The following is a 24300-nucleotide window of genomic DNA, read 5'->3' on the forward strand; positions in this document are numbered from 1 at the left end:
TAATTCACCTGTCACGCGGAAGCGGCACAGATCGCTTCGGCGCGACAAGCGGCAACCTCTTGTCAACAAACAACCTTGTATCGGAGAGTTCTCCCATGACCATCGGCACGATCCTGCGCGCCACCATTCCCGCGCTCGCGCTCGCCTTCACCATGACCGCAGCGGGTACCGCCCAGGCCTCCACCAAGAAGGCCCATGAAGCGATGGCGATGAAGCACCATGTCGCCGCCATGCCGGGCTACAAGACGCTCAGCGAAGCCAAGGCGGCCTGCCACGGCGCGGTGGTCTGGCACGCGCGCGGCAGCAAGGTTTTCCACACCGACAAGTCGAAATATTTCGGCAAGACCAAGCACGGCGCCTATGTCTGCGAGACGGTTGCCGTCGAGCATCACCTTCACGCCGCGAAGAAGTGACGATCCGATCCTGATCCTTCGGATCGGGAGAGCTTGATCCGCAGCCGGAACGTATGCCACGCTCCGGCTGCATTTCATCGGGAGGGCATGCAATGGGGCTTTTCGACGGGATTTCCGGTCTGGTCGGCAGTCTTGCCGGTGGCGGGTCGGGCAACGGGCTGATGGGCGCGCTCGAGGGGAGCGGCATCAACCTGTCAGACATCACGCAAAGCCTCGAACAGGGAGGACTCGGCGCCCATCTCGCCTCATGGCTCGGAACCAGTGACAACATGCCGGTCAGCGCGGCCGAGGTGCAGCAGGCGCTCGGCAATCCGCTGGTGGAAAAGATCGCGGCGCATTTCGGGATCGACACCGCGGCCGCGGCCCAGCTCGTCGCCGATCATCTGCCCGCCGCGGTAAGCCAGACACCATCCGCCGACGATACGGCCGACGACGGTTCCGCGGGCTGAACCGCCCGTTCAGCCCCGTTCGCGGAGCAGGAACTCGCGACCGATCTTGACCCGCGGCTCGCCGTCATAGGCGACGACATCCGCCGTTGCGTAGGTTTCGCTCCAGGTCTCGGGAATGAAGCTGCCCGTGCCGACGATGTCGACCGGCACGTGCGCATCCGCCATCACGCTGCATTTCTCGACGCCGAAGCCTGACGAGGCGACGATCTTCACGCGGACGAAGCCGGCATCGTCCAGAACTTCGCGCAGCCGCCAGATCGCGGCGGCGGAAACGCCTGTGCCGATCAGGTAGCGCAGCTCGTTATGGCTGCGGTAGCGGCGAATCGCGCCCGGCGCGTGGCGCTCCATCACCGCGTAGCTCTCCTGCGGGTCGAGCCCTTCGAGGAAGCGACCGCCATGGGTGTCGAGCCGGATCGACAGCCGGCCGGCATCGGCGAGTTCGGAAAATCGCCGGCAGACGGCGAGCGCGTCGGTCACCTCGCGGCCGAAATAATCGGTCAGCACCGTGAGATCCGAGTCCGGAAAGGTTTCATGGAACATCTCGGCCGCCCGCACGGTGCCGCCGGCATAGCCGATCAGGGCATGGGGCATGGTGCCGTAGCCATGGGGCGCGCCGAAATAATGCGCGGTGGCGTCGGTCGCGTTGCCGATGAAGCCCCGCGCTCCTTCGGCCCGCGCGGCGCGGGAGCCGACCGCGGCCGCATAGGCCATCATCTCTTCCATTTCGGCGCCCGCGCAATGGCGCGCCTCCATGGCCAGAAACGCCGCCTTCGGCAGGGCGGCGCACATCTGATAGGCGTTATGCGCGGCGACACAGGCCGGGCCGAGCTTCTGCAGCAGGATCGTCTCGAGATCGACCAGCGCGACGAAACTGCCGGTGATATAGACGATCGGCTCGCCGGCGCCGACCCATGATCCCTCGGGCCGGGCGAGTTCGACCTCGATCCGCTCGCCGCGGGCTTCCATCACCTCGTCGAGCCAGCGCAGCATCAGCATCGGCGCGGAGACGACGGGGCGGCGCATGAACAGCGCGTATGTGACCCGCGCATCGCCGAACCGGGCGACGATCGCCCGGGTCCGGTTGAAATAGGCGTCGGTCTGCGCCGCAATCCCGGCGTCGAGATCGGGGCGCGGCAACGCCCGGCGTGCGGCGCGGGTCATTTACTCGGCGGCGATCGAGGCGCCGCGGGGGGCGCGGCGGGTCTTGAGTTCCGCCGCGATGAGGAAGGCGAGTTCGAGCGACTGCTCGGCATTCAGCCGCGGGTCGCAGAACGTTTCGTACCGCGCGCCGAGATCGGCCTCGGAAAGCTGCCGCGCGCCGCCGACGCATTCGGTCACGTCCCGCCCGGTCATCTCGACGTGAACGCCGGCCGGCGTCGTTCCCTCGGCCTCGTGGATGTCGAAAAAGCCGCGCACTTCCGACAGGATCGCATCGAAGCGGCGGGTTTTCACCTTGCCCGAGGTGGTGATCGTGTTGCCGTGCATCGGGTCGCACTGCCAGGCCACCTTGCGGCCCTCGCGCTTCGTCGCCCGGACCAGCCGCGGCAGCTTCGCCGCGACCTGTTCGGACCCCATCCGCGCGATCAGCGTCAACCGCCCGGCCTCGTTCGCCGGATCGAGCCGCTCGATGAGCCGCAGCATGTCGTCTTCGTCCATGCTCGGGCCGACCTTCATGCCGATCGGGTTCTTCACGCCGCGCATGAACTCGACATGCGCGCCGTCGAGCTGGCGGGTGCGGTCGCCGATCCAGAGGAAATGCGCCGAACAGGCGTAGTGATCGCCGGTCGTGGAATCGACGCGGGTCAGCGCCTGCTCGTAGGGCAGCAGCAGCGCCTCGTGGCTGGTGTAGAACTCGGTTTCGTGGATCTGCGGGGTGGACTGGCTGGTCATGCCGCAGGCCGCCATGAATTGCAGCGTCTCGTCGATCCGCGCCGCGAGGTCGCGATAGCGCTCGGCGAGCGGCGAGCGGCGGACGAAATCGAGGTTCCAGCGATGCACCTGGTGCAGGTCGGCATAGCCGCCCGAGGCGAAGGCGCGCAGCAGGTTGAGCGTGCCGGCTGACTGGAAGTAGCCGAACTCCATCCGCGCCGGGTCGGGAATGCGGGCTTCGGCGGTGAAGTCCGGCCCGTTGATGATGTCGCCACGATAGGAGGGCAGGGTGACGCCGTCGATCGTCTCGCTGTCCGAGCTGCGCGGCTTGGCGAACTGGCCAGCCATGCGGCCGAGCTTCACCACCGGCACCGATCCGCCGAAGGTGAGCACCACCGCCATTTGCAGCAGCACGCGGAACGTGTCGCGGATCACGTTGGCGGTGAAGTCGCCGAAGCTCTCGGCGCAGTCGCCGCCCTGCAGGATGAACGCCTTGCCCTCGGCCGCCAGCGCGAGCGAGGCCTTGAGGCGGCGCGCCTCGCCGGCGAAGACGAGCGGCGGATAGCCGTGCAGCCGGGCTTCCGTCGCGGCGAGCCTGTCCGTGTCGGGATAGGTCGGCACCTGCCTGATCGGTTTCGCCCGCCAGGATTCCGGGCTCCAGCCCGCCGGATCATGCATCGTCGTATCAGCGTCGTTCATGGCGATCTCCTTGGAGAAGCGACCTCATAGGCCAAAACCGGGGCCGCGCGCTACTCCGCTGCCCGCGTCTTCGCCGATTCGCCGCCGCGATCGACACGCCGCGTCGCGCTCCGCAGGGTGACGAATTCCTCCGCCGCTGTCGGATGGATGCCGATCGTGCCGTCGAAATCCGCCTTGGTCGCTCCGGCGGTGATCGCCACGGCGAGCCCCTGCATGATCTCCGCCGCATCCTCGCCGAGCATGTGGGCGCCGAGCACGCGGTCGGATTCTGCATCGACGATCAGTTTCATCATCGTCTTGCGCGCGCGGCTGCTCAGCGTATGGCGCATGGGGGTGAACCGGGCGACGAACACTTTCGCTCCCTCCGGCGCCTCGTCCTCGGTCACGCCGACGCTGGCCAGCGGCGGGATCGAGAAGACCGCGCTCGGCACGTTGGCCAGGGAAATGCGGCGCGGCCGGTTGCCGAACAGCGTGTCGGCCAACGCATGGCCCTCGGCGGTGGCGACCGGGGTGAGGTTGAGCCGGTCGGTCACGTCGCCGAGCGCGAAAATATGCGGCACGTTCGTGCGATAGGCGTCGTCGATCGGGATGGCGCCGCCGGGCCCGGCCGTCACCCCGGCCTTGTCGAGGCCGAGTCCGGCCACGTTCGGCGCTCGTCCGGTGGCGAGAAACACGCAATCCGCCTCGATCACATGCCCGTTCGACAAATGCAGCCGCCTGCGCGCGCCGGCCGCCTCGATCCGCACCGGGGCCACGCCGTGATGCACGCCGATGCCGTTCGCTGCCAGCGCCTCGGCCAGCCCCGCCCGCAGGTCGGGGTCGAACCCGCGCAGCGGCAGCGGCTGGCGGTAGGCGATGTCCACCTTCGAGCCCAGACCGGCAAAGATTCCTGCGAACTCGACCGCGATATAACCGCCGCCCACCATCACCACGTGCTCCGGCCGCGCCGGCAGGTGGAAGGCGTCGTCCGAGACGATCGCGAGTTCCGCGCCGGGAATGTCGAGACGGACCGGCTGGCCGCCGGTCGCGATCGCGATCCGGTCGGCGGTGACGTGATGCTCGCCCACCATCAGCGTGTGCGGGCCGAGAAACCGCGCCCGCGCATTGAAGATTTTCGCGCCCGCGCGCTCCAGCAGCCCGGTATAGGCGCCGTTCAGCCGGCCGATCTCGCGGTCCTTGGCGGCGATGAAGCCGGGCCAGTCATGCGCGACGGCGCGCATGTCCCAGCCGAAGCCGCGGGCATCGGCGGCGCCGAGCCCGTATTCCGCTGCCATCACCATCAGCTTTTTCGGCACGCAGCCGATATTGACGCAGGTGCCGCCCCAGTGCCGGTCCTCGGCGATGCCGACGCGCGCGCCGTGCCCCGCCGCGATCCGCGCGAGCCGCACGCCCGCCGAGCCGCCGCCAATGACAAAGAGATCAAAATCGTGATTCATCCGGACAACCCCGTCTTGCCGACTTCCAGTCCGGGGGGTTGTCGCATGATTGGCAGGGGAAGGAAACGGAAAGCCGATCCGGCATCGATCGCGCCAGTTGGCGGGCGCGCCCGCCGGTGGCAGGGTTGCGCCGGTTCGGCCCGTGCGCCGCGCCCATGCCTGTTTCGGGGACTCTGGCACAATGATCATCACCCTCGTCGCCCTGCTCGCGGCCACGGTCGTCATGGTTCCGCTGGCGCGCCGCCTCGGGGTGGGCAGCATCGTGGGGTATCTGTTCGCCGGGCTCGTCATCGGCCCGGCCGGGCTGCGCCTCGTCACCGGCGTGTCGCAGATCCGCAGCGTATCCGAGTTCGGCGTGACCATGCTGCTCTTCCTGATCGGGCTGGAAATCCGCCCTCACCGGCTCTGGATCCTGCGCAAGACCATTCTCGGTCTCGGCCTTGGCCACATGATCCCGAGTGCGGCGATCCTCGCGGCGCTGGCCCATCTCGCCGGGCTCGGCTGGCCGGCGGCGACCGTGATCGGGCTCGGCCTGTCGCTCTCCTCCACCGCGATCGTGCTGCCGATGCTGAACGAGCGGAACCTGCTCGGCGCCGCGTCCGGCCGCGATGCTTTCGCGGTCTTGCTGTTCCAGGACATGGCGTTCATCCCCCTCGTCGCGCTGGTACCGCTGCTCGTCGGCAACACGCTGGCGGGTCACATCGCCGCGGGGGCGGCGCCGGCGGATGTCGCGGCGCGTTTCGCCGATCATGTGCCCTGGCTCGCGGTGGGGCGGGCGACGCTGGCGGTGGCGGCGATCCTGTTCGGCGGGATGGTGCTCGCCGACCGGATTTTCCGCCTGATCGGCGGCGCTCGCACCCCGGAGGTGTTCACGGCGATGACGCTGCTGATCGTCGTCGGCACCGCGGCGCTCGCCCACTGGGCCGGGCTGTCCGCCTCGCTCGGCGCCTTCATGGCCGGCGCGCTGCTCTCCGACTCGGAATTCCGCCACGCCATCCAGGCCGATATCGAGCCGTTCGAGGGTCTGCTGCTCGGCTTCTTCTTCATCTCGGTCGGCATGTCGGTCGATGTGTCATTGTTTCACGTGGAACCTTTGCGGATCATCGCTTCCGTGGCCGTGCTGCTGGCGGTGAAGACGGCGGTGGGCTTCGCCGTTGCGTTCATCAAGCGCCGCAACGTGGCCACCGCGCTGCGTTTCGCCGTGGCGCTGCCGGAGGGCAGCGAGTTCAGCTTCGTGGTGTTCGCCGCCGCCGTCGGCGCCGGGGTGCTGAGCCCGGCGCAGTCTGGCCTTGCGACGCTCACGGTCGCGCTCTCGATGCTCGTGGTTCCGCTCGGCTTCGCCGGCATCGAGCGCTGGATCATGCCGCGCATCGCCCGCCGCCAGGCGCCGCCCTCCACCCCGATCGAGGAGGGGGTGGCGGTGCCGGTGCTGATCTGCGGTTTCGGCCGGGTCGGCCAGATCGTCGGCCGGCTGCTCTCGGTGCGGCGGATTCCCTTCGTCGCCCTCGACCAGAATGCCGATCATGTCGCCTTCGTCCGCCGCTTCGGCGCGCGCGCCTATTTCGGCGATCCGGCGCGGCTGACCGTGCTGCGCGCCGCCGGGGCGGGCAATGCGAAGCTGCTCGTCATCGCACTCGACGATCCTGAGGCGGCGCTGCGGGTCGCCGATCTCGCGCGCCGCCACCTGCCGCATCTGACCATCCTGGCCCGGGCGCGCAACCGCCGCCACGCGCAGCTGCTGATGGATCGCGGCGTCGAGCACATCGTGCGCGAAACCTTCGCATCGAGCCTTGAACTCGGTGAGCGCGCGCTGCGCGAACTCGGGATTCCGGCCGAGGAGGTGGTGCGCACCATCGGCACGTTCCGGGCGCGGGACGAGGCGCTGCTCACCGAAACGCTGGGCTTTGCCGGCGACCCGTCGCGCGTGGTCGCCAGCATCGAGCAGAGTGTCGCCGAGTTGCAGTCCCTCTTCGAGGCGGACCGCAGCGGCTGAGCCGGGCTATTTCGCGGCCTGCTGCCGCGCCACCAGGGCATCGACGATTGCCGGAATGTCGGCCTCGGCATAGGGCGCGCCGAAGATCGCCTTCATTTTCGTCACCTCCGCCCTCCAGGTTGCGGCCGGAAGTGGCGGCTGACGGTCGATGAACCCGGCGGAGTGGCACATCGTGCAGTCGCGGTTCAGGGTTTCGGCCCCCGAGCCCGAGAACATCGCGCCGGGCGAGGGCAGGTCGACCGTGCGTGTGGCGAAACCGGCGGCGGTGTCCGCCGGTGCGGCGGCGCGCGCGGCGGCGGCACAGGCGACAAGGCCGATCGCGGCGCCGAGCAGGAGGGGGAGCGGACGGATCATCAGCGGTCTCCTTTAGAGCAGTTGCCGATCCATCCGGATCGGATATCGTGCTCTAAAATATTGATAAATAAAGAACATTTATCCGATCAGATGCCTCCATCCGCTCGGATGACGCTCTAACCGGCCACGACGTCGACATGTTCGACAGGGTTGTAGAGATAGCCGCCGGGGTTCCACACCGCGCGCATCGGCTGCATCCGGCTGGCGGCGTTGCGCGCCCGCACCATCAGCCGGTAGTCCCCGGCTTTGGGAAACCGGGTGACGGCGTGCCATTCGCGGAAGCCATAGGGGCCATGATCCGGCCCGAGTGTTGCCGGGCGCCAGCTCGCGCCGGCATCGGTCGAGATGTCGATCGCGCGGAGCGCGGCATCGCCGCCGAAGCCGAAGCCGCGCAGCGTGAGTGCCGCCGTCGTCGGCACGCGGGCGCCGTTGGCGATGCCGGTGAAGAAGCTGCGCGGGCGCATCGGCCCGATCGGGACCATCTTCACGCCGGTCTCGCCCGGGCGCATCCCGCCATCCTGCCGGTCGGGGATGCGATAGGCCTTGGCCATCCAGAAATCGGTCGAGGGATGTTCGAGCACCTCGATCTCGGTGAGCATCTTCATCCAGTAGGTCGAGAACCAGCCGGGCACGACGAGGCGCAGCGGATAGCCGTTGAGCAGCGGCAGGTAGGCGCCGTTCATGCGGAAGGCGACCATGGTGACGCCGTCATTCGCCCGGCGGAGTGGCAGCGCCTTTTCGAACTGCGCATCGGGCGGGAAGATGCCGCCCGACTCCAGGCTGCGGAACGCGACATGCGTCGCTTTCGGGCTGAGCCCGGCGCGGGCGAGCAGCGCGCGCAGGGGCACGCCGGTCCAGATCGCGTTGAACATCGCGCCGTTGCCCCACTGGGCGCCGGGCACCCGCGGCTCGATGAGCCCGCGGCTGTTGCCGGCGCACTGGTTCACCGCGGCGAGGCGGCGATGGGGGAAGCCGCGCACCAGCTCCTCGAGCGTGAGCTCGTAGGGCCGCCTCACCGCGCCGCCGATCCGCAGCCGGTAGGTGGCGGGATCGACCGAGGTCGGTACATCGCCCAGATGCCAGCGCACGAAAGCGAGGTCGTTCGGCGTGTAGAGATGGTCGCCGAACACGGCGAACGGCGTTTCCAGCAGCGGCGGGCGCGTGCGCTGGAGGATCATCTCGCCCTTCTGCGGAAAGGTTCCGGCCGGCACCAGCGGCCGTTCGCCATTGTCGAAAGGCAGGGTGACGGTCGCGGCCCGCGTAGTGCGGGGCAGGGCGGCTAGCCCGGCAATGGCAGCCCCGCCGGCAAGCGCCGCCCGGCGCGATGGATGGATAGGCCGGGGCGCAGGTGCGCCCGTGTTTGTCTCGCTCATCATCAATCTCCCCGATGCAGCGAGCTTGGGCCATGTTTGTATCCGTTGCGCGACGGAATTGTAATTTTCGCCCCGGCGCGGCAGCGGCCTTGCACGGCGTGGCGGTCCTGCGATAACCGGCCTGCATGCGCATTCTCCATCACCTCCCGCTTTCGCCCTATGCCCGCAAGGTCCGGCTCGTTCTGGCCGAGAAGCGGCTGCCCTTCGAACTCAAGCTGGAAAAGACCTGGGAACGCCGGCCGGAATATCTGGCGATGAACCCGGCCGGCACGGTGCCCACCCTGGTCGAGGAAAACGGGCTGGTGGTGCCGCACTCGAATGCCATCTGCGAATATCTCGACGAGGCCTATCCGGATATTTCGCTGATCGGGCGCACCCTTGCCGAACGCGCCGAGATTCGCGCCGTCACCGCCTGGTTCGACGAGCGTTTCGCCACCGAAGTGTCGCGCAACCTGCTGTACGAGAAGGTGATGAAGCCGGCGGCCAAGCGCGGCGCGCCCGACCCCTCGCGAATCCGCGACGGCTATGCGGCGCTGCGCGCCCATCTCGGTCATATCGGTTTTCTCGCCGAGCGGCGGAAATATTTGGCCGGCGCCAATCTCTCGCTCGCCGATTTCGCCGCCGCGGCGCAGCTCTCGGCCCTCGATTTCATCGGCGATATCGACTGGTCGGTGAACCCGGCCGCGCGGGAATGGTATGCGCGGATCAAATCCCGCCCGGCGTTCCGGCCGCTGCTGAACGACCGGGTTTCCGGCTTCACGCCGCCGCCGCATTACGCCGATCTCGATTTCTGATCCCCGCCCGCTGGCGGGCGTCAGTCTCCGGCGGCCGCGGGATGGGCGGCGAGCGCCGATCGCAGCCGTCCGCCCGGATCGTCGAGCACGCCGTGGCGGAGCAGGAAATCGATCAGCACAAGATTGACGTTGAACTTCACCTCGTCGGTTTCGGCGATGATGTCCACCATCTCGCGCGCCGGGACGAGCATGAACGACTCGACCTCGCCATCCGCCGCCTCGGGGCGGAACGAGGGGGGAAGTTCAAGATCGTAGCAGACCAGCAGGTCGCGCCGCAGCCCTTCGGGCCGTTCCATGTCATAGGCGATCCGGGCGACGGGGCGCGCCGTGGCGATGACATCGGCGGGGATGCTGGCTTCCTCGGCGGCTTCCTTGGCCAGCGTGTCGAAGGCGCCCATGCCGGCGGACACGCCGCCGCCGACGAGATTGTCGAGCTTGCCGGGATCGAGTTTCTTGGTCGCGCTCCGCCGGCCGATCCACAGATGCGGCCCGTCCGCCCGGCCGACATAGCCGTTGAGATGGACGCCGACGCCGATGACGCCGAAGGCGGGCAGCGCCCCGCGGTCGAGCGTCGCGAGCACCGGGCCGTCGATCCGGCTGCGCACGTCGAACAATTCGCCGCGGGTGCGGAAGCCGTGCGCCGGGCCGAGCGGGGTCGCCACCGCGTTCAGCCGCGCCGCATCGGGCGCGGGAATGCTGAGCCCGGCGGGATGCGCCCGCGCGTATCCCGCGAGATCGGCGGCAAGTTCGCCCCCGACATAGCCCACCGGCGCGTCGCCGATCAGCAGCGGTATCCGCCGGCCTGGCAGAACCGCCGTGCGGCATTGCGCGATGCGCGCCAGCAATCCCGCCGATACCTGCTCAGCACTACCCGCCATTTGCAATCCGCGTATCAAATGCCATTTGCCGGAGATGGCCCGAACATTAGATATTGCCAAGAGTGAAAGCAGCCTCGCGACGGTGCGCTCGCTGCTGCCCTATCTCTGGCCGCGGCGCGAGCCCGGCCTGCGTCTCCGCGTCGTGCTGGCGTCGCTCTGCCTCGTGCTCGCCAAGGTTGCGACCGTCGTCATTCCGATCCTGTATGCGCGGGCGGTGGACGTGCTGTCGGCCAAGGCGGGGCCGCTCGCCGTTCCGGCGGCGCTGATCGTCGCCTATGCGCTGGTGCGTATCGCCTCGTCGGGGTTCGGCGAGTTGCGCGATGCGCTGTTCGCCGCCGTGCAGCAGCGCGCGGCGCGGGTGATCAGCCGCGAGACCTTCGAGCATCTGCACAACCTCTCGATGCGCTTTCATCTTGACCGGCAGACCGGCGGGCTTTCCCGCGTCATCCTGCGCGGCACCACCGGCATCCAGACGGTGCTGCGGCTCGCCGTGTTCAACGTGGTGCCGACGCTGATCGAACTGCTGCTGACGGTCGGCATTCTCTGGCACATGTTCAACTGGAAATACGCCGCGATCACCCTGCTCGCGGTCGGCGGCTATCTCGGCTTCACCTTCGGCTTCACCTCGTGGCGCATCAAGTTCCGCCGGCAGATGAACGAGACCGACAACGCCGCCCAGACCAAGGCGATCGACAGCCTGCTGAATTTCGAGACGGTGAAGTATTTCGGCAACGAGGCGCATGAGAGCGTGCGGTTCGACGCGAGCCTCGCCGCCTACGAGACGGCGGCGGTCCGCTCGCAGGTGACGCTCAACGCGCTCAATCTCGGCCAGGCCGCGATCATCGCCACCGGCCTCGCCGTGCTGATGCTGATGGCGGCGAACGGCGTCGTCACCGGGCGGCTGAATGTCGGCCAGTTCGTGCTGGTGAACACCTACCTGATCCAGCTCTACCAGCCGCTCAACTTCGTCGGGTTCGTCTATCGCGAGCTGAAACAGGGGCTGGTCGACATGGAGCAGATGTTTTCGCTGCTCCGCACGCCCCAGGAAATCACCGACCGGGCGGACGCGAAGACCCTGCAAGCGCGAGGAGCGCCTGTGCCGGTCGAGTTCGTCGATGTCCGCTTCGGCTACAGCCAGGATCGCGAAATCCTGCACGGCATCTCCTTCCGCGCCGAGCCGGGCCGCAAGATCGCCCTGGTCGGGCCGACCGGGTCGGGCAAGTCGACCATTTCGCGGCTGCTGTTCCGCTTCTACGACGTGAGCGAGGGCGCCGTGCTGGTCGATGGGATCGACGTGCGCGACCTGACGCAGGCGAGCCTGCGCGGGGCGATCGGCGTCGTGCCGCAAGACACCGTGCTGTTCAACGACAGCATCCGCTACAACATCGCCTATGGCCGCCCCGGCGCGTCGGACGCCGAGGTCGAGCGGGCGGCCCGCCTCGCGCAGATTCACGATTTCATCATGTCGTTGCCGCAGGGCTATGCGACCACCGTCGGCGAGCGCGGGCTCAAGCTTTCGGGCGGCGAGAAGCAGCGCGTCGCCATCGCCCGCACCATTCTCAAGGACCCGCGCCTGCTCATCCTCGACGAGGCGACCAGCGCCCTCGATACCGCGACCGAGCAGGATATCGGGGCGGCGCTGCGGCAGGTGGCGCGCGACCGCACCACGCTGGTGATCGCCCATCGCCTGTCCACCGTGATCGACGCAGACGAAATCCTCGTGCTGCGCGACGGCAACATCGTCGAGCGCGGTACCCATGCCTCGCTGCTCGCCGCGGGTGGCATCTATGCCGCGATGTGGGCGGCGCAGTCCGAACAGATCGAGGCGGCCTCGGCCGAGCAGGGGCTCGCGACCGGCCCGCGCACCCGCGAGCTGCCGCTCGGCTCCGCGGCAACCCCGGCCTGATGCGGCCGGACGACATCACGATTTCATGACGCAAGGGAACAAGCCGATGCACCAACAAGCCACCGAGGCGCAGATTCTCGAAGCCGGGCAGATCATCGACCAGCTCGTCCATCACATGGTCGAGAAGGAGATCCCGACCATCGCCATCGCCTCGGCCCTGCTTGGCGGCGCGCTCAACCTGCTGGGAGCGGAGCTTCCCGACGACGCGATCCTGAGAATCCTCGACAATGCCATGCAGAGCGTGCGCTCGGGCGCCCTGCGCGAGCTTGACGAACCGAGGCAATAGGCCTCGCCGGCTCCGCAGTCACGGCAGGTCTGCATTTCCCGCTTGACAATGGTTCGGGCTTCACGATAGCAACCGATTTACTACAAGGGTCAAATTAATTGGAACCTCGCGGCATGCCGGGGCCAGAATTCGATCCATCATATCTTGGAAGAGGAAACACCATGAAAATCGCGTTCCCGACGATCATTGCCGCGTCCGCGCTGGCGGTTGCCGCCTTCGGCCTGACGGCCGCGCACGCCCAGTCGGTTACCCAGCCGTCCGTGCACCAGATCAGCAGCAAGAAGACCACGATCGCCTTCCTGCTGCCGGAGAATTCCTCGCCGCGCTACGAGCAGGTCGATCGTCCCTGGTTCATCAAGATGGCGCATGCGGCCGATCCGAACGCCAAGCTAATCGTCAGCAACGCCAATTCGAGCCCGGACACCCAGCTCAACCAGGCCGAGTCCGCGATTTCGAACGGGGCGGACGTGCTCGTCGTCGATCCTGTGGACGGCAAGGCCGGCGCCGCGGTGGTGAATTACGCCGCGCGCAACCATGTGAAGGTCATTTCCTATGACCGCCTGATCCAGGATTCGAAGCCCGATTACTACGTCTCCTTCGACAACACGAAGGTCGGCGAGTTGCAGGGCGAATATATCGCCAAGCACACCAAGGCCGGCGGCAGCGTGATGATGATCAACGGCGCGCCGACCGATCCGAACGCGTTCGACTTCCGCAAGGGCGCGATGAACGTGCTCGGTCCGCTGTTCAAGTCGGGCAAGCTGCATCTCGCCTATTCGGTGATGACGCCGGACTGGAGCCCGCAGAACGCGTTCGAGGAAAGCCAGCAGGCGCTGACCCGGCTGCACAACAAGGTCAATGCCGTTCTCGCCGCCAATGACGGCACGGCCTCGGGCGTGATCCGCGCGCTGCAGGCGGTTGGCCTTGCCGGCAAGGTGCCGGTGACCGGCCAGGATGCGACCAATGGCGGCCTGACCTTCATCCTCGAGGGTCTGCAGTCGATGACGGTGTTCAAATACGTCCCCGAAGAAGCGGCGGCGGCGGCCGATCTCGCGGTTGCGGTGGCGACCGGCGCGAAGCCGCCGGCCGGCCTCGTCAACGGCAAGGTCAACAACAAGATGATCGACGTCCCGTCGGTGCTGCTCAAGCCGCTGGTGGTTACCAAGGCGAATATCGCGGGCTCGGTGATCAAGTCGGGCTATACGACCTGGAAGGCGATCTGCGTGGGCCCCGCGGCCCAGGGCAAGATCTGCAAGGCCCACGGCGCCTGATCCGCGATCATTGACTGCGCGGCGGACGCCCCGCGCGTCCGCCGTTTGCCTGGGAGGATGAGAGATGAGTGCGGCAATCGCGGCTGAACCCGTCGCAGCACCCCTGCTGGAGGTGCGCGGCCTGCAAAAGCGCTACGGCGCCGTGGTCGCCCTGCGCGACGTGAATTTCACCGTTCGCCGCGGCGAGGTCACCGCCCTGCTCGGCGACAACGGCGCGGGCAAATCCACGACCATCAAGGCGATCGCCGGTGTCGCGCCGATCGACGAGGGGGACATCCTGCTGGAGGGGCGGCCGGTCTCGATCCGCCATCCGTCCGAGGCAACGGCGCTGGGCATCCAGACCGTGTATCAGGACCTCGCCCTCTGCGACAATCTCGGCATCTGCGCCAATCTCTATCTCGGCCGCGAGCTCGTCAGTTCGCCGACCGCGCTCGGCCCGCATGTCCTGCGCGATGTCGACATGGAGCTTGAAGCGCGGCGGGTGCTGAAGACGCTGCGGATCAACCTGCCCGCGCTGGATACGCCGGTGGCCTCGCTCTCCGGCGGCCAGCGCCAGGCGGTCGCCATCGCCCGCGCGGTGCTGTGGGATTCCAAGCTCGTCATCATGGACGAACCGACCGCGGCCCTCGGCGTCGCCCAGACGGCGGAGGTGCTTCGCCTCGTGCGCGACCTCGCCGAGCAGGGCTATGGCGTCATTCTCATCACCCACAACATGCAGAACGTCTTCCAGGTGGCGGACAACATCGCCGTGCTGCGCCTCGGCGCCACGGTGATGCAGGCCCGCAAGAGCGACGTGACGCCGGAGCAGGTGGTCGGCGCCATCACCGGCACTCTCGCAATCCCCGGAACCGGCACGGCAGGAGCCATGGCATGAGCAGCGTGCAGCATCCGGAGCAGAAATCCGAGCAGAAATCCCCGTTCAGGCGCTGGCTGACCGGAGTCGCGCAATCGACTGATCTCGGCATGCTGCCGGTGATCGCGGCGCTGATCGTCATCTGGATCGTGTTCGAGACGCTGAACGCCAACTTCCTCACCCCGCGCAACCTTTCCAATCTCGCGGCGCAGATCGTCGTCACCGGCACGCTGGCGCTGGCCGAAATCTATATCATCCTGCTCGGCATGATCGACCTGTCGATCGGCTGGAACTCGGTGCTCGCCGCCTCGGTGTTCTCGCTGGCGACGGTGTTCTTTCACCTGCCGGTCGGCGTCGGCATCGTGCTCGGGATCGCGCTGGCGACCGGGATCGGCTTTCTCCAGGGCATGGTGGTGTCGCGGATCGGCGTACCGAGCTTCGTCGTCACCCTTGGCGGGGGGATGATCGCCGAGGGGCTGACGCTCGCGATCCTGACGCCGCATGGCGGATCGGTGCCGTTGGCGGATGATTTCACCACCGCGATCGGCACGCTCAATCTCGATCCGCTGTGGTCGTGGGTGCTGAGCCTGCTGCTGTTCGGCGGGTATGCGGCGGTCACGCTCGGCGGCATCCGCAAGCGCGCCGCCAGCGGCCATGAGGGCGGGTTCGCCGCGACGATGCGGCTGGTCGGCGTCGCCATCATGCTGTTCGGCGCGGTGTTCATGCTGAACGCCTATCGCGGCGTGCCGTTCCTGCTGATGCTGTTCCTGATCGCGCTGTTCGCCTCGGCCTTCGTCACCAAGTCCACCCGCTTCGGCCGGCATCTCTACGCGGTCGGCGGCAATGCCGAGGCGGCGCGGCGCGCGGGCATCTCGGTGAAGGGAATCCAGCTCGCGGTCTTCATCATCGCCGGCTTCCTCGTCGGCCTCGCCGGCTATCTCGATGCCGCCCGCCTCGGCGTCGCCTCCGCCTCGGTCGGCAATGGCGACATCATGCTGAACGCCGTCGCCGCGGCGGTGATCGGCGGCACCTCGCTGTTCGGCGGGCGCGGCAGCGTCTATGGCGCGCTGTTCGGCGCGCTGGTGATCGCGAGTGTGAGCAACGGGATGAACCTGCTTGGTGCTGCCTCGTCCGTGCGCTTCATCGTCGAGGGGCTGATCCTGCTGGCCGCGATCACCATCGACACCATCCTCCGCCTCCGGCGGATGCGCAGCGGCCGGGCCTAACGCCCGACCGCCGCGCCCGCCGCGGGAAGGCCGCCGCCATGTTGCGCATTCATGGCGGCGGCTGCCTCGGCGGCGGCGAGCGCGCCTTCGAGATAGCCGCCGAATTCCGGCGCGCTCTCCGACCCTGAGAGCAGGACGCGGCCGTGCCAGGGCGCGGGCATGGCGAGCGGCGCATAGGGCGGGTGCCCGGCCAGCGGCGGGGCGTCGGCGGGTGTCGCGGTCAGGTCATCGGCCGACCAGTCCTGGATCAGCAGCGCGCGCGGCGACCCTGCCGCCGGACCGAACAGCGCCGCGAGCTGGGCGCGCACGGCATCCTCCAGTGTCGCCCGGCGCGCTGCCCGCATCGCGGCCGGCCAGGCGAAGAAGCCGAACAGCGCCGCCTCGCTCGCCGCGCCGGGCAGGCTGGCGTCGTGTATCTCGCCCAGCGGTCCGCAGCGGCTGAAGGCCCCGCCGGACAGGCCGGAAGCGCGCCAGACCGGCGTGTCATAGATCGCCAGCGCCTTGGCGTGCCCGGCCATCCAGGTTGGCACCGCTTCAAGCTGCCGCAGCGCCGAAGCCGGCAGGGCGGGTTCAAACCCGATCGCCGCCGCCAGCCGCGGCGGCAGCGCCAGCGCCACGCGCCGCGCCCGCAACCGTGTTTCCCCGGCCGCGACGCTGACCGCGTCCGCTGCCAGCACCAGATGCTCGACCCGGGTGCCGAGCCGGATCGTGCCGGGGGCGAGGCGGGCGGCGAAACCTTCGGCGAGGGCGGTGGTTCCGCCCTCGATCCGCATGCTCGGCGGCTCCTGCGCGAAGCCGTGGGGCAGGCGCTGGACCGCGCCGTCGGTGTCCTGAAACACGAAACCGCCGTCATCCGCCTGACGATGCAGCCGCAGACCGAAGGCGGCGGCGGCCCGTGCGACGCGCGGCTGCATGGAAGGCCAGATCCAGGCCGGGCCGAGATCGTAGCAGCCTGATTCGGTGCGATGCGCGAGGCTGCGCCCGCCGATTCGCGAACGCGCCTCGATCACCGCGACTTCCTGGCCCTCTTGCTGCGCCCGCGCCGCGAGGGCGAGCCCGGCGAGGCCCGCCCCGACCACGATCAGGTCGTGCATCGGCGTCAGGCTGCCGCCGGCAGATGGCCGCTCTTGCGGTAGAGCAGCGCCCCGTCGGCGCTGGACAGCGCGAGCCGGCTGCCGGCGGGCAGCCGCAGCCAGGTGCCGGCGCCAAGCGTGGCGCCATTCCGCGCGATCGTCCCCTCGACCACGAAAATCTCGACGCCGCGCGGATAGGCCTGTTCCACCGTTTCGATGCCGGCGGCGAGGCGGATCATGTCCACCTGCTCCCAGGGGGCGGAGAACAGCAGCGCCTCCGACCACCCGGCCGCGCGCTCGCGCCAGAGCCCGGGATCGGTGGTGTCAATCCGCACCGGGGCAGCCTCTTCCGGCGGCATCTGCCGCAGCTTCACCAGGATGGTCGCGCCCGGCGCGCTGGAGGGCGTGTGCCGCGAGCCAGGCGGATTGCGCACGTAATGGCCGCGCGGGAAGTCTCCGGTCTCGTCCGAGAACACGCCGTCCAGCACCAGGAATTCCTCGCCCTCGTCATGCCTGTGCGGACTGAAGGCCGAACCCGGCGCGTAGCGCACCAGCGAGGTCGCCCGCGCCACTTCGCCGCCGTCGCGCTCCAGCATCCGGCGCTCGACGCCGGCCATCGGCGAGGCGATCCAGTCGAGCGCCTCCGATGCGACGAGTGCCGGCTGGCGAAGATCGGCGTTGATCTGCATGTCTGCTCCTTTCGGCCCGAGGCCGGTCTCCGAACTCACTATCTCGCCTGCATATGGTCGGTTTCGCGCCGACGGCAAACCGCTCTTGCCGTGCCGGTGTATTGTATTTTCCCGACCGCCCCATATCCTGAGCGCAGGGAAGGCGGGCTGCTGCCGCCGTCAGCAACTGGAAGATGAGGAATCGATCATGGTGAAATTCGGTCTTGCCCAGCCGGTCAAGCGCGTCGAGGATTCGCGGCTGCTGCGCGGAGATGGCCAATATACCGACGACGTTCCGGGCGAGGGGGTGCTCCACCTTCACGTTCTGCGCTCGCCGCACGCCGCCGCGACGATCACCGGGATCGACACCGAGGCTGCCCGCGCGGTGCCGGGCGTTCTTGCCGTCGTCACCGGCGCGGACCTCGCCGCCGAGGGCATCGCGCCGATTCCCTGCATGGTGCCGATCAAGAACCAGGACGGCACGCCGCGCGCCCAGGCGGATCGCCCGGCCCTCGCTGTGGGCGCGGTGCGCCATGTCGGCGAGCCGGTGGCCTATATCGTCGCCGAAACCGCGCAGGCCGCGCGCGATGCCGCCGAGCTGGTCGATGTCCGCTACGACATGAAGGCCTCGATCACCGATCTCGCCAGCGCGATGTTGGACAGCGCGCCGCGCGTGCATGACGACGCGCCGGCCAACCGCGTGTTCGACTGGGCGGTGGGCGACGCCGCGAAGGTGGACGAGCTGTTCGCCGCCGCCGCGCATGTGACGAAGCTGCGCATCGTCAACAACCGCATCGTCGTCAACTCGCTGGAGGCCCGTGCCGCCCGCGCCGAATTCGACGCGGCCTCCGGCCGCTGGACGCTGACCACCAACACCCAGGGCGGCTGGCTGCTGAAGGACTGCCTCGCCGGCGCCGTCTTCAAGGTCGAGCCGGCGAAGTTCCGGGTCATCACCCCGGATGTCGGCGGCGGGTTCGGCATGAAGCTGTTCGTCTATCCCGAGCATGTCATGGTCTGCCACGCCGCCCGCAAGCTGGGCCGCCCGGTGAAATGGACCTCCGAGCGCAGCGAAGCGTTCCTGTCGGACACGCATGGCCGCGATCACATCACGTTCGGCGAGCTGGCGCTCGACGCCGATCACCGGATCACCGCGATGCGGGTGACCGACACGGCGAACATGGGCGCCTATCTCTCGAATTTCGGCCCTTTCATCCCGACCCTCGCGGGCACCAAGGTGCTGGCCAGCGTCTATGGCATGAAGGCGATCCATGCGCGGGTGTTCGGCGTGTTCACCAACACCGTGCCGGTCGACGCCTATCGCGGCGCCGGCCGCCCGGAGAGCAACTATCTCGTCGAGCGGCTGATCGACGCCGCCGCCCGCGAACTCGGGATCGACAGCGCCGAGCTGCGCCGCCTCAACATGGTGCCGGCGAGCGCCATGCCCTTCACCACCGCGATGGCGCAAACCTATGATTCGGGCGATTTCCACAAGGTGCTCGACCATGCGCTCGGACTGATCGACTGGAAGGGCTTCCCCGCCCGCCGCGCGAAATCCGCCGCCGCCGGCAAGCGCCGCGGCATCGGCATGGCCTACTACCTCGAGGCGACCGGCGGCGCGCCGGAGGAGCGCGCCGAGATCCGCTTCACCAAGGATGGGTATGTCGATGTCTATGTCGGCACCCAGTCCACCGGGCAGGGTCATGAAACCGCCTATGTGCAGCTGGTGAACGACCGGCTTGGCATCGACCCGGACAAGATCCGCGTCCGCCAGGGCGATACCGATACGATCCCGCAGGGGGGCGGCACCGGCGGCGCGCGCAGCCTCTATTCCGAGGGGCAGGCGATTGCGCTGACCACCGCGACGATCCTTGAAAAGGGTCGCAAGGCGGCGGCCGATCATCTGGAGGCGGCGGAGGCGGACATCGTGTTCCAGGACGGCGCGTTCCGCATCGTCGGCACCGACCGGGCGATCGATGTCGTCACGCTGGCGGCGGATCTGCACGGCGAGCAGGGCAACGCGCTCGATACGGCCGAGATCGCCAAGATCGAGAAGCACACCTTCCCGAACGGCTGCCATATCGCCGAGGTCGAGATCGATCCGGAAACCGGCGTTACCTCGGTGCTGCGCTATCTCGTGTGCGACGATGTCGGCACCATCGTGAACCCGATGATCGTGCGCGGGCAGGTGCATGGCGGCGTCGCCCAGGGGCTCGGGCAGGCGCTGCTGGAAAACACCGCCTATGATCCGGAGTCGGGCCAGCTCGTCGCCGGCAGCCTGATGGACTACGCGCTGCCCCGCGCCGACGATCTGCCGGATATCGAGGTGGAGTTCGTCTCGGTGCCCTGCGCCTCCAACCCGCTCGGCGTGAAGGGCGCGGGCGAGGCCGGCGCGGTCGGTTCGCCGCCGGCGCTGATCAACGCGGTGATCGACGCGCTCGCCGCGGACGGCATCCGCGAGATCGACATGCCGGCGACGCCCGAGCGCGTCTGGCAGGCGATCGCGGCGCGGCAGGCCGCTTGATCCATCTGGTCAAGCTCGCGGTCGGCGTGAAGGATCCCGGCCATCTGGCCGAGATCCAGCGCCGCCGCGCCGCGGCCGACCCGCCGCTGCGCCACCAGACCCGCAGCTTTCCCAAGCGCGCGGCGGAGCTCGCCGATGGCGGGTCGATCTACTGGGTCATTACCGGCGCCATTCTCGTCCGCCAGCTCGTGCTCGACGTCATCGAGGATGTCTGGGATGACGGCACGACCTGTACCGGCCTGGTGCTCGACCCCACGCTCGTCCGGGTCGAGGCGCGGCCGATGAAGCCCTTCCAGGGCTGGCGCTATCTCGCGCCGGACGACGCACCGGCCGACCTGCCGGAGGGCGTCCGCATTTCCGGCATCGAGGCGCTGCCGCCGGCGCTGCGGCGCGAGTTGCGCGCCCTGGCTCTGCTGCCATGACGTTCCGCTTGCCGTGGTCGCGCCCGCGGGTGCCGGTGATCCGGCTCGCCGGGCTGATTTCGCCGCGCGAGGGGGCCGTCAATCTCGAACGTTTCGCGCCGGCCATCGATCGCGGGTTCGACCTCGCCAAGGGTGGCACGAACCTGCTGATCCTCGCGATCGAAAGCCCCGGCGGCTCGCCGGTCCAATCCGACCTGCTTGGCCGCCATATCCGCCGCAAGGCCGAGGAGACCGGCGTGCGCGTGCTTGCCGTGATCGGCGATGTCGGCGCCTCGGGTGGCTACTGGATCGCCTGCGCGGGCGATGAGATTTTCGCCAACCCGATGTCCATCGTCGGCTCGATCGGGGTGGTCGGCGGCGGCTTCGGCGTGCATGACCTGATCCGCCGCTTCGGCATCGAGCGCCGCATCGTCACCGCCGGCGCCAACAAGCTGCGCAACGACCCGTTCTCGCCCGAACGGCCGGGAGACGCCGCATTCAACCAGGCGCTGCTCGACGACATTCACGCGGCGTTCAAGGCGTGGGTGCGCGAGCGCCGCGGCGCTGCCCTGAAAGGCGACGACACGGTGTTCGACGGCTCCTACATGCTGGGTAGCGCGGCGAAGGCACGCGGTCTGATTGACGGATTCGGCGATGTGCGCGGCCTGATCGCCGGGCGCTGCGGCGCGCGGGCGAAGCCGGTCTTTCTCGGCCCGAAGCGGAAATTCTCGCTGCTGCGGCTGGTCGGCCGGTCCAGCCTGATCGAACTCGCCAACGCGATGGAGGCCGAGGCGCTCACGCCGAAACTCGGCTGAGCGCCCCGGTGGGTTCGGCGTCTTACGACGCTGTTGTTCTGGCGTCTTATGACGCCTGGGTCACGAACTTGGTGGCGAGATAGGCCTCGATCGCCTCGGCGCCGCCTTCCCAGCCATAGCCGCTGTCCTTCATGCCGCCGAACGGGGTTTCGGGCAGGGCGATGCCGTGATGGTTGATCGAGATCATCCCGGCCTCGATGCGGTCGCCCAGCGCCGTCACCGTTTTGGCCGATCGCGAATAGGCATAGGAGGCCAGGCCGTATTCCAGCCGGTTGGCTTCGGCCACGGCGTCCTCGAAGGTCGAGAACCGGTTGACCAGCGCGAGCGGGCCGAACGGTTCCTCGTTCATCACCCGCGCCGTGGTGGGAATGTCGGTCAGCACGGTGGGCTGGAAGAAATACCCCTTGTTGCCGATCCGCTCGCCGCCTTCGGCCACCTTCGCGCCGTGCTTCGTGGCGTCGGCGATGAAGCCCTCGATCGCCGGGATGCGGCGCTCGTTGGCCAGCGGCCCCATCGTCGTGCCCTCCTCGAGCCCGTTGCCGACCTTGATCTTGCGGACGGCGCCGAGGAAGCGCTCCATGAACCCGTCATAGACGCTCTCCTGCACGAGGAAGCGCGTCGGCGCGACGCAGACCTGGCCGGCATTGCGGAACTTGTTGGCGGCGAGGATCTTCGCCGCCGCGTCGAGATCGGCGTCCTCGAAGACGATCGCCGGCGCGTGGCCGCCGAGTTCCATCGTCGCCCGCTTCATGTGCGCCCCGGCAAGGGCGGCGAGGTGCTTGCCCACCGCGGTCGAACCGGTGAAGGAGATCTTCCGGACGGCGCGGTGCGGGATCAGGTATTCGGAAATCTCCGCCGGCACGCCGTAGACGAGGTTGAGCACGCCCGGCGGCAGCCCGGCATCGGCGAAGGCGCGCACCAGCTCGGCGCAGGCGCCCGGCGTTTCCTCCGGCCCCTTCAGGATCACCGCGCAGCCGGCGGCCAGCGCGGCGGAGACCTTGCGCACCGCCTGGTTGATCGGGAAGTTCCACGGCGTGAAGGCGGCGACGATGCCGACCGGCTCCTTGACCACGAGCTGGTAGACGCCCGCCGCGCGCGCCGGGATCACCCGGCCATAGGTGCGCTTCGCCTCTTCGGCGAACCAGTCGATCACGTCGGCGGCGACGGTGGTCTCGCCCTTCGCCTCGGCGAGCGGCTTGCCCTGTTCCATCGTCATGATCGTTGCGATTTCGGGGATCCGCGCGCGGATCAGCTCGGCGGCCTTGCGCAGCAGTGCCGCGCGCTGGAATGCCGGCGTCGCCCGCCAGGTCGCGTAGCCGGTCTCGGCCGCCTCGATCGCGGCGTCGAGATCCGCGCGCCCGGCATGGGCGGCGGTGCCGATGACCTCCTCGGTGGCCGGGTTGATCACGTCGAGCGTGCGGCCCGAGGCGGATTTCGTCCATTCCCCGCCGATATGCAGCAAAACGTCCTTGTACATCTCTGATCCTGTCTCCGTGTCCTGGCTGGCCGCCGGGTCAGACCGTGGCCAGCACCTTGCGCAGCTTGTCGAACATCTCGTCGAGCTGGTCGTCGGTGGTGATGAAGAGCGGGGCGAAGATCGCCGTATCGCTGGCGACCCGCAGCACCAGACCCTGTTCGAAGGCGCGGCGCAGCACGGCGAAGCCGCGCTTGCCCGGCCCGCCCTCGGGCGCGAGATCGACCGCGCCGAGCAGGCCGAAACCGCGGGTGTCGGTGACGATCGGCAGGTCGCGGAGCGAGGCGATGCGTTCGAGGAATTTCGGCGCCAGTGCCGCGGCGCGGGCGAACAGGTCGTCCTCGCGGTAGATCCGCAGCGTCGCCAGCGCGGCGGCGCAGGCCACCGGATGCGCCGAATAGGTGTAACCGTGGAAGAACTCCACCGCGTCCGGCCCGGCGGCGTCGAGAATCGCCTGCTGGACGTCTTCCCGCACGGCGACGGCGGCCATCGGGATGTTGCCGTTGGTGATCGCCTTGGCCATGGTCAGCATGTCCGGCACCACGCCGAACGCATCCGCCGCGAAGGGCGCGCCGGTGCGCCCGAAGCCGCAGATCACCTCATCGAAGATCAGCAGGATGCCGTGCCTGGTGCAGATCTCGCGCAGCCGCTCCAGATAGCCCTTCGGCGGCACCAGAACGCCCGTCGATCCCGCGATCGGCTCGACGATGCAGGCGGCGATGGTGTCCGCGCCATGCAGGTCGATCATGCGCTGCAGGTCGTCGGCCAGATCGACGCCGCCATGCTCGCCCTGGCCCATCTGGAAGCGGTTTTCGGGGATATGCGTGTGGCGCATGTGGGCGACACCCGGGAGGCCGAGACCGAATGCCTCGCGGTTCTTGACCATGCCGCCGACCGACCAGCCGGCGAAATTGACCCCATGATAGCCGCGCGCCCGGCCGACGAAGCGCTGACGCTGCCCCTGGCCGCGCACGCGATGATACTGGATCGCGACCTTGAGGGCGGATTCGACCGCTTCCGACCCCGAGCCGGCGAAGAAGACCCGGTTCAGCCCGGCGGGCAGCATCTGCGCCAGCTCGTTGGCCAGACGGAACGAGCCGGGGACGCCGAACTGGAAGGCCGGCGCGTAGTCAAGTTCTTCAAGCTGCCGCGCCACCGCATCGCGGATTTCGCGCCGGCCATGCCCGGCCGGCGTGGTGTAAAGGCCGGAGACCGCATCGAGCAGTTTTTCCCCCGCGGTGTTCCAGTAATGCACACCCTCGGCGCGGGCGATGATTCGCGGCGCGTCATGGAACTGGCGGTTGGCGGTGAACGGCATCCAGTGATGGATCAGCGGCTCGTTCGAGCGCGGCGCGGGCTGGGTCATGGATCGGTCCTTGAATGAAGCAGGTCTCGCTAGACTATTATTTTAAGCACAGCAGGAGCAAGTCGGGCGGAAACAGCGCAAGTTCAACAGGGGCTGTCGATTATCCTGAACATGATGCGGCGCCCGTCGATCCTCTTGGCCGGCGGCGTCGCGCGGACTACAAGCAGACCACGAGTATAACG

The 24300-nt window shown here is 68.5% G+C and carries 22 protein-coding genes; 12 read left to right on the top strand and 10 right to left on the bottom strand.

The annotated features are described in order from the left end of the window. Positions 1 to 95: 95 nt before the first annotated feature. Entirely contained in the window at positions 96 to 413 is a 318-nt protein-coding gene (locus ACIDOCELLA78_RS000000105705; RefSeq protein WP_201728765.1) for a hypothetical protein, read from the top strand. A 53-nt stretch (positions 414 to 466) separates the two neighbouring features. Beyond that, positions 467 to 862 carry a YidB family protein gene (locus ACIDOCELLA78_RS000000105710; protein WP_374223256.1) on the top strand — a complete coding sequence of 132 codons (396 nt, stop codon included), beginning with the start codon at positions 467 to 469 and terminating at the stop codon, positions 860 to 862. A 9-nt stretch (positions 863 to 871) separates the two neighbouring features. On the opposite strand, the gene ACIDOCELLA78_RS000000105715 is transcribed toward ACIDOCELLA78_RS000000105710, so the two are convergent. The 3 genes from ACIDOCELLA78_RS000000105715 to gorA are packed head-to-tail and all read right to left on the bottom strand — an operon-like array spanning position 872 to position 4866. Then, positions 872 to 2023, bottom strand: a complete 1152-nt coding sequence (locus ACIDOCELLA78_RS000000105715; protein ID WP_201728767.1) for a nicotinate phosphoribosyltransferase — start codon at positions 2021 to 2023, stop codon at positions 872 to 874. Then, the gene (locus ACIDOCELLA78_RS000000105720; protein ID WP_201728768.1) at positions 2024 to 3430 is read right to left on the bottom strand and encodes a class II 3-deoxy-7-phosphoheptulonate synthase; all 1407 of its coding nucleotides are present in this window, start codon (positions 3428 to 3430) and stop codon (positions 2024 to 2026) included. Between the two features lie 50 nt (positions 3431 to 3480). Beyond that, complete coding sequence (gene gorA, locus ACIDOCELLA78_RS000000105725) at positions 3481 to 4866, bottom strand: glutathione-disulfide reductase (RefSeq protein ID WP_201728769.1); 1386 nt, start codon at positions 4864 to 4866, stop codon at positions 3481 to 3483. A gap of 181 nt (positions 4867 to 5047) precedes the next feature. Here gorA and ACIDOCELLA78_RS000000105730 point away from each other — a divergent pair, with 181 nt between their 5' ends. Then, complete coding sequence (locus ACIDOCELLA78_RS000000105730) at positions 5048 to 6859, top strand: cation:proton antiporter (RefSeq protein WP_201728770.1); 1812 nt, start codon at positions 5048 to 5050, stop codon at positions 6857 to 6859. 6 nt (positions 6860 to 6865) lie between these two features. On the opposite strand, the gene ACIDOCELLA78_RS000000105735 is transcribed toward ACIDOCELLA78_RS000000105730, so the two are convergent. Together ACIDOCELLA78_RS000000105735 and ACIDOCELLA78_RS000000105740 are read right to left on the bottom strand one after the other, a co-directional pair. After that, positions 6866 to 7213: a sulfite--cytochrome C oxidoreductase subunit B gene (locus tag ACIDOCELLA78_RS000000105735; protein WP_201728771.1), complete on the bottom strand. Its 348-nt coding sequence runs from the start codon at positions 7211 to 7213 to the stop codon at positions 6866 to 6868. A gap of 116 nt (positions 7214 to 7329) precedes the next feature. After that, a complete protein-coding gene (locus ACIDOCELLA78_RS000000105740; RefSeq protein ID WP_201728772.1) occupies positions 7330 to 8586 on the bottom strand; it encodes a molybdopterin-dependent oxidoreductase in 1257 nt (418 codons plus the stop codon). A 125-nt stretch (positions 8587 to 8711) separates the two neighbouring features. On the opposite strand from ACIDOCELLA78_RS000000105740, the gene ACIDOCELLA78_RS000000105745 reads away from it, so the two are divergent. Beyond that, complete coding sequence (locus tag ACIDOCELLA78_RS000000105745) at positions 8712 to 9380, top strand: glutathione S-transferase family protein (protein WP_201728773.1); 669 nt, start codon at positions 8712 to 8714, stop codon at positions 9378 to 9380. Positions 9381 to 9400: 20 nt separating this feature from the next. Here ACIDOCELLA78_RS000000105745 and ACIDOCELLA78_RS000000105750 read toward each other — a convergent pair whose 3' ends face one another. Next, positions 9401 to 10258, bottom strand: coding sequence for an NUDIX hydrolase family protein (locus ACIDOCELLA78_RS000000105750; protein WP_201728774.1), 858 nt, complete (start codon positions 10256 to 10258; stop codon positions 9401 to 9403). A 34-nt stretch (positions 10259 to 10292) separates the two neighbouring features. Here ACIDOCELLA78_RS000000105750 and ACIDOCELLA78_RS000000105755 point away from each other — a divergent pair, with 34 nt between their 5' ends. From ACIDOCELLA78_RS000000105755 to ACIDOCELLA78_RS000000105775, 5 genes are all read left to right on the top strand, one after another. Continuing rightward, complete coding sequence (locus ACIDOCELLA78_RS000000105755; RefSeq protein ID WP_201728775.1) at positions 10293 to 12164, top strand: ABC transporter ATP-binding protein/permease; 1872 nt, start codon at positions 10293 to 10295, stop codon at positions 12162 to 12164. A gap of 46 nt (positions 12165 to 12210) precedes the next feature. Further along, the gene (locus ACIDOCELLA78_RS000000105760) at positions 12211 to 12450 is read left to right on the top strand and encodes a hypothetical protein (RefSeq protein WP_201728776.1); all 240 of its coding nucleotides are present in this window, start codon (positions 12211 to 12213) and stop codon (positions 12448 to 12450) included. 161 nt (positions 12451 to 12611) lie between these two features. Continuing rightward, positions 12612 to 13721, top strand: coding sequence for a sugar ABC transporter substrate-binding protein (locus ACIDOCELLA78_RS000000105765; RefSeq protein ID WP_201728777.1), 1110 nt, complete (start codon positions 12612 to 12614; stop codon positions 13719 to 13721). A 64-nt stretch (positions 13722 to 13785) separates the two neighbouring features. Beyond that, a complete protein-coding gene (locus tag ACIDOCELLA78_RS000000105770; protein ID WP_201728778.1) occupies positions 13786 to 14595 on the top strand; it encodes an ATP-binding cassette domain-containing protein in 810 nt (269 codons plus the stop codon). Beyond that, the gene (locus ACIDOCELLA78_RS000000105775) at positions 14592 to 15800 is read left to right on the top strand and encodes a sugar ABC transporter permease (RefSeq protein ID WP_201728779.1); all 1209 of its coding nucleotides are present in this window, start codon (positions 14592 to 14594) and stop codon (positions 15798 to 15800) included. Before ACIDOCELLA78_RS000000105770 ends, ACIDOCELLA78_RS000000105775 begins: the two co-directional genes overlap by 4 nt. Here ACIDOCELLA78_RS000000105775 and ACIDOCELLA78_RS000000105780 read toward each other — a convergent pair. Together ACIDOCELLA78_RS000000105780 and ACIDOCELLA78_RS000000105785 are read right to left on the bottom strand one after the other, a co-directional pair. Next, positions 15797 to 16894 carry an FAD-dependent oxidoreductase gene (locus tag ACIDOCELLA78_RS000000105780; protein WP_201728780.1) on the bottom strand — a complete coding sequence of 366 codons (1098 nt, stop codon included), beginning with the start codon at positions 16892 to 16894 and terminating at the stop codon, positions 15797 to 15799. The genes ACIDOCELLA78_RS000000105775 and ACIDOCELLA78_RS000000105780 overlap by 4 nt on opposite strands. A gap of 5 nt (positions 16895 to 16899) precedes the next feature. Beyond that, the gene (locus tag ACIDOCELLA78_RS000000105785) at positions 16900 to 17562 is read right to left on the bottom strand and encodes a cupin domain-containing protein (protein WP_201728781.1); all 663 of its coding nucleotides are present in this window, start codon (positions 17560 to 17562) and stop codon (positions 16900 to 16902) included. Positions 17563 to 17749: 187 nt separating this feature from the next. Between ACIDOCELLA78_RS000000105785 and ACIDOCELLA78_RS000000105790 the strand changes: the two genes are divergently transcribed. The 3 genes from ACIDOCELLA78_RS000000105790 to ACIDOCELLA78_RS000000105800 are packed head-to-tail and all read left to right on the top strand — an operon-like array spanning position 17750 to position 21278. Continuing rightward, positions 17750 to 20062, top strand: a complete 2313-nt coding sequence (locus tag ACIDOCELLA78_RS000000105790) for a xanthine dehydrogenase family protein molybdopterin-binding subunit (protein WP_201728782.1) — start codon at positions 17750 to 17752, stop codon at positions 20060 to 20062. Continuing rightward, positions 20059 to 20484: a DUF1489 family protein gene (locus ACIDOCELLA78_RS000000105795; protein ID WP_201728783.1), complete on the top strand. Its 426-nt coding sequence runs from the start codon at positions 20059 to 20061 to the stop codon at positions 20482 to 20484. Before ACIDOCELLA78_RS000000105790 ends, ACIDOCELLA78_RS000000105795 begins: the two co-directional genes overlap by 4 nt. Then, positions 20481 to 21278 (top strand): S49 family peptidase, encoded by a 798-nt coding sequence (locus ACIDOCELLA78_RS000000105800; RefSeq protein WP_201728784.1) that lies wholly within the window; start codon positions 20481 to 20483, stop codon positions 21276 to 21278. Before ACIDOCELLA78_RS000000105795 ends, ACIDOCELLA78_RS000000105800 begins: the two co-directional genes overlap by 4 nt. A gap of 46 nt (positions 21279 to 21324) precedes the next feature. Here the strand turns inward: ACIDOCELLA78_RS000000105800 and ACIDOCELLA78_RS000000105805 are convergent, their stop codons facing one another. Beyond that, complete coding sequence (locus ACIDOCELLA78_RS000000105805) at positions 21325 to 22755, bottom strand: NAD-dependent succinate-semialdehyde dehydrogenase (RefSeq protein ID WP_201728785.1); 1431 nt, start codon at positions 22753 to 22755, stop codon at positions 21325 to 21327. Positions 22756 to 22792: 37 nt separating this feature from the next. Next, entirely contained in the window at positions 22793 to 24118 is a 1326-nt protein-coding gene (locus ACIDOCELLA78_RS000000105810) for an aspartate aminotransferase family protein (RefSeq protein WP_201728786.1), read from the bottom strand. Positions 24119 to 24300: the final 182 nt, after the last annotated feature.

It is taken from the genome of Acidocella sp. C78 (genome assembly GCF_907164655.1).

Excerpts from the sequence above, each read along its gene's own strand:
- ACIDOCELLA78_RS000000105705 (WP_201728765.1), top strand. The coding sequence starts at position 96 with ATGACCATCGGCACGATCCTGCGCGCCACCATTCCCGCGCTCGCGCTC.
- ACIDOCELLA78_RS000000105710 (WP_374223256.1), top strand. The coding sequence starts at position 467 with ATGCCACGCTCCGGCTGCATTTCATCGGGAGGGCATGCAATGGGGCTT.
- ACIDOCELLA78_RS000000105715 (WP_201728767.1), bottom strand. The coding sequence starts at position 2,023 with ATGACCCGCGCCGCACGCCGGGCGTTGCCGCGCCCCGATCTCGACGCC.
- ACIDOCELLA78_RS000000105720 (WP_201728768.1), bottom strand. The coding sequence starts at position 3,430 with ATGAACGACGCTGATACGACGATGCATGATCCGGCGGGCTGGAGCCCG.
- gorA (WP_201728769.1), bottom strand. The coding sequence starts at position 4,866 with ATGAATCACGATTTTGATCTCTTTGTCATTGGCGGCGGCTCGGCGGGC.
- ACIDOCELLA78_RS000000105730 (WP_201728770.1), top strand. The coding sequence starts at position 5,048 with ATGATCATCACCCTCGTCGCCCTGCTCGCGGCCACGGTCGTCATGGTT.
- ACIDOCELLA78_RS000000105735 (WP_201728771.1), bottom strand. The coding sequence starts at position 7,213 with ATGATCCGTCCGCTCCCCCTCCTGCTCGGCGCCGCGATCGGCCTTGTC.
- ACIDOCELLA78_RS000000105740 (WP_201728772.1), bottom strand. The coding sequence starts at position 8,586 with ATGAGCGAGACAAACACGGGCGCACCTGCGCCCCGGCCTATCCATCCA.
- ACIDOCELLA78_RS000000105745 (WP_201728773.1), top strand. The coding sequence starts at position 8,712 with ATGCGCATTCTCCATCACCTCCCGCTTTCGCCCTATGCCCGCAAGGTC.
- ACIDOCELLA78_RS000000105750 (WP_201728774.1), bottom strand. The coding sequence starts at position 10,258 with ATGGCGGGTAGTGCTGAGCAGGTATCGGCGGGATTGCTGGCGCGCATC.
- ACIDOCELLA78_RS000000105755 (WP_201728775.1), top strand. The coding sequence starts at position 10,293 with ATGGCCCGAACATTAGATATTGCCAAGAGTGAAAGCAGCCTCGCGACG.
- ACIDOCELLA78_RS000000105760 (WP_201728776.1), top strand. The coding sequence starts at position 12,211 with ATGCACCAACAAGCCACCGAGGCGCAGATTCTCGAAGCCGGGCAGATC.
- ACIDOCELLA78_RS000000105765 (WP_201728777.1), top strand. The coding sequence starts at position 12,612 with ATGAAAATCGCGTTCCCGACGATCATTGCCGCGTCCGCGCTGGCGGTT.
- ACIDOCELLA78_RS000000105770 (WP_201728778.1), top strand. The coding sequence starts at position 13,786 with ATGAGTGCGGCAATCGCGGCTGAACCCGTCGCAGCACCCCTGCTGGAG.
- ACIDOCELLA78_RS000000105775 (WP_201728779.1), top strand. The coding sequence starts at position 14,592 with ATGAGCAGCGTGCAGCATCCGGAGCAGAAATCCGAGCAGAAATCCCCG.
- ACIDOCELLA78_RS000000105780 (WP_201728780.1), bottom strand. The coding sequence starts at position 16,894 with ATGCACGACCTGATCGTGGTCGGGGCGGGCCTCGCCGGGCTCGCCCTC.
- ACIDOCELLA78_RS000000105785 (WP_201728781.1), bottom strand. The coding sequence starts at position 17,562 with ATGCAGATCAACGCCGATCTTCGCCAGCCGGCACTCGTCGCATCGGAG.
- ACIDOCELLA78_RS000000105790 (WP_201728782.1), top strand. The coding sequence starts at position 17,750 with ATGGTGAAATTCGGTCTTGCCCAGCCGGTCAAGCGCGTCGAGGATTCG.
- ACIDOCELLA78_RS000000105800 (WP_201728784.1), top strand. The coding sequence starts at position 20,481 with ATGACGTTCCGCTTGCCGTGGTCGCGCCCGCGGGTGCCGGTGATCCGG.
- ACIDOCELLA78_RS000000105805 (WP_201728785.1), bottom strand. The coding sequence starts at position 22,755 with ATGTACAAGGACGTTTTGCTGCATATCGGCGGGGAATGGACGAAATCC.
- ACIDOCELLA78_RS000000105810 (WP_201728786.1), bottom strand. The coding sequence starts at position 24,118 with ATGACCCAGCCCGCGCCGCGCTCGAACGAGCCGCTGATCCATCACTGG.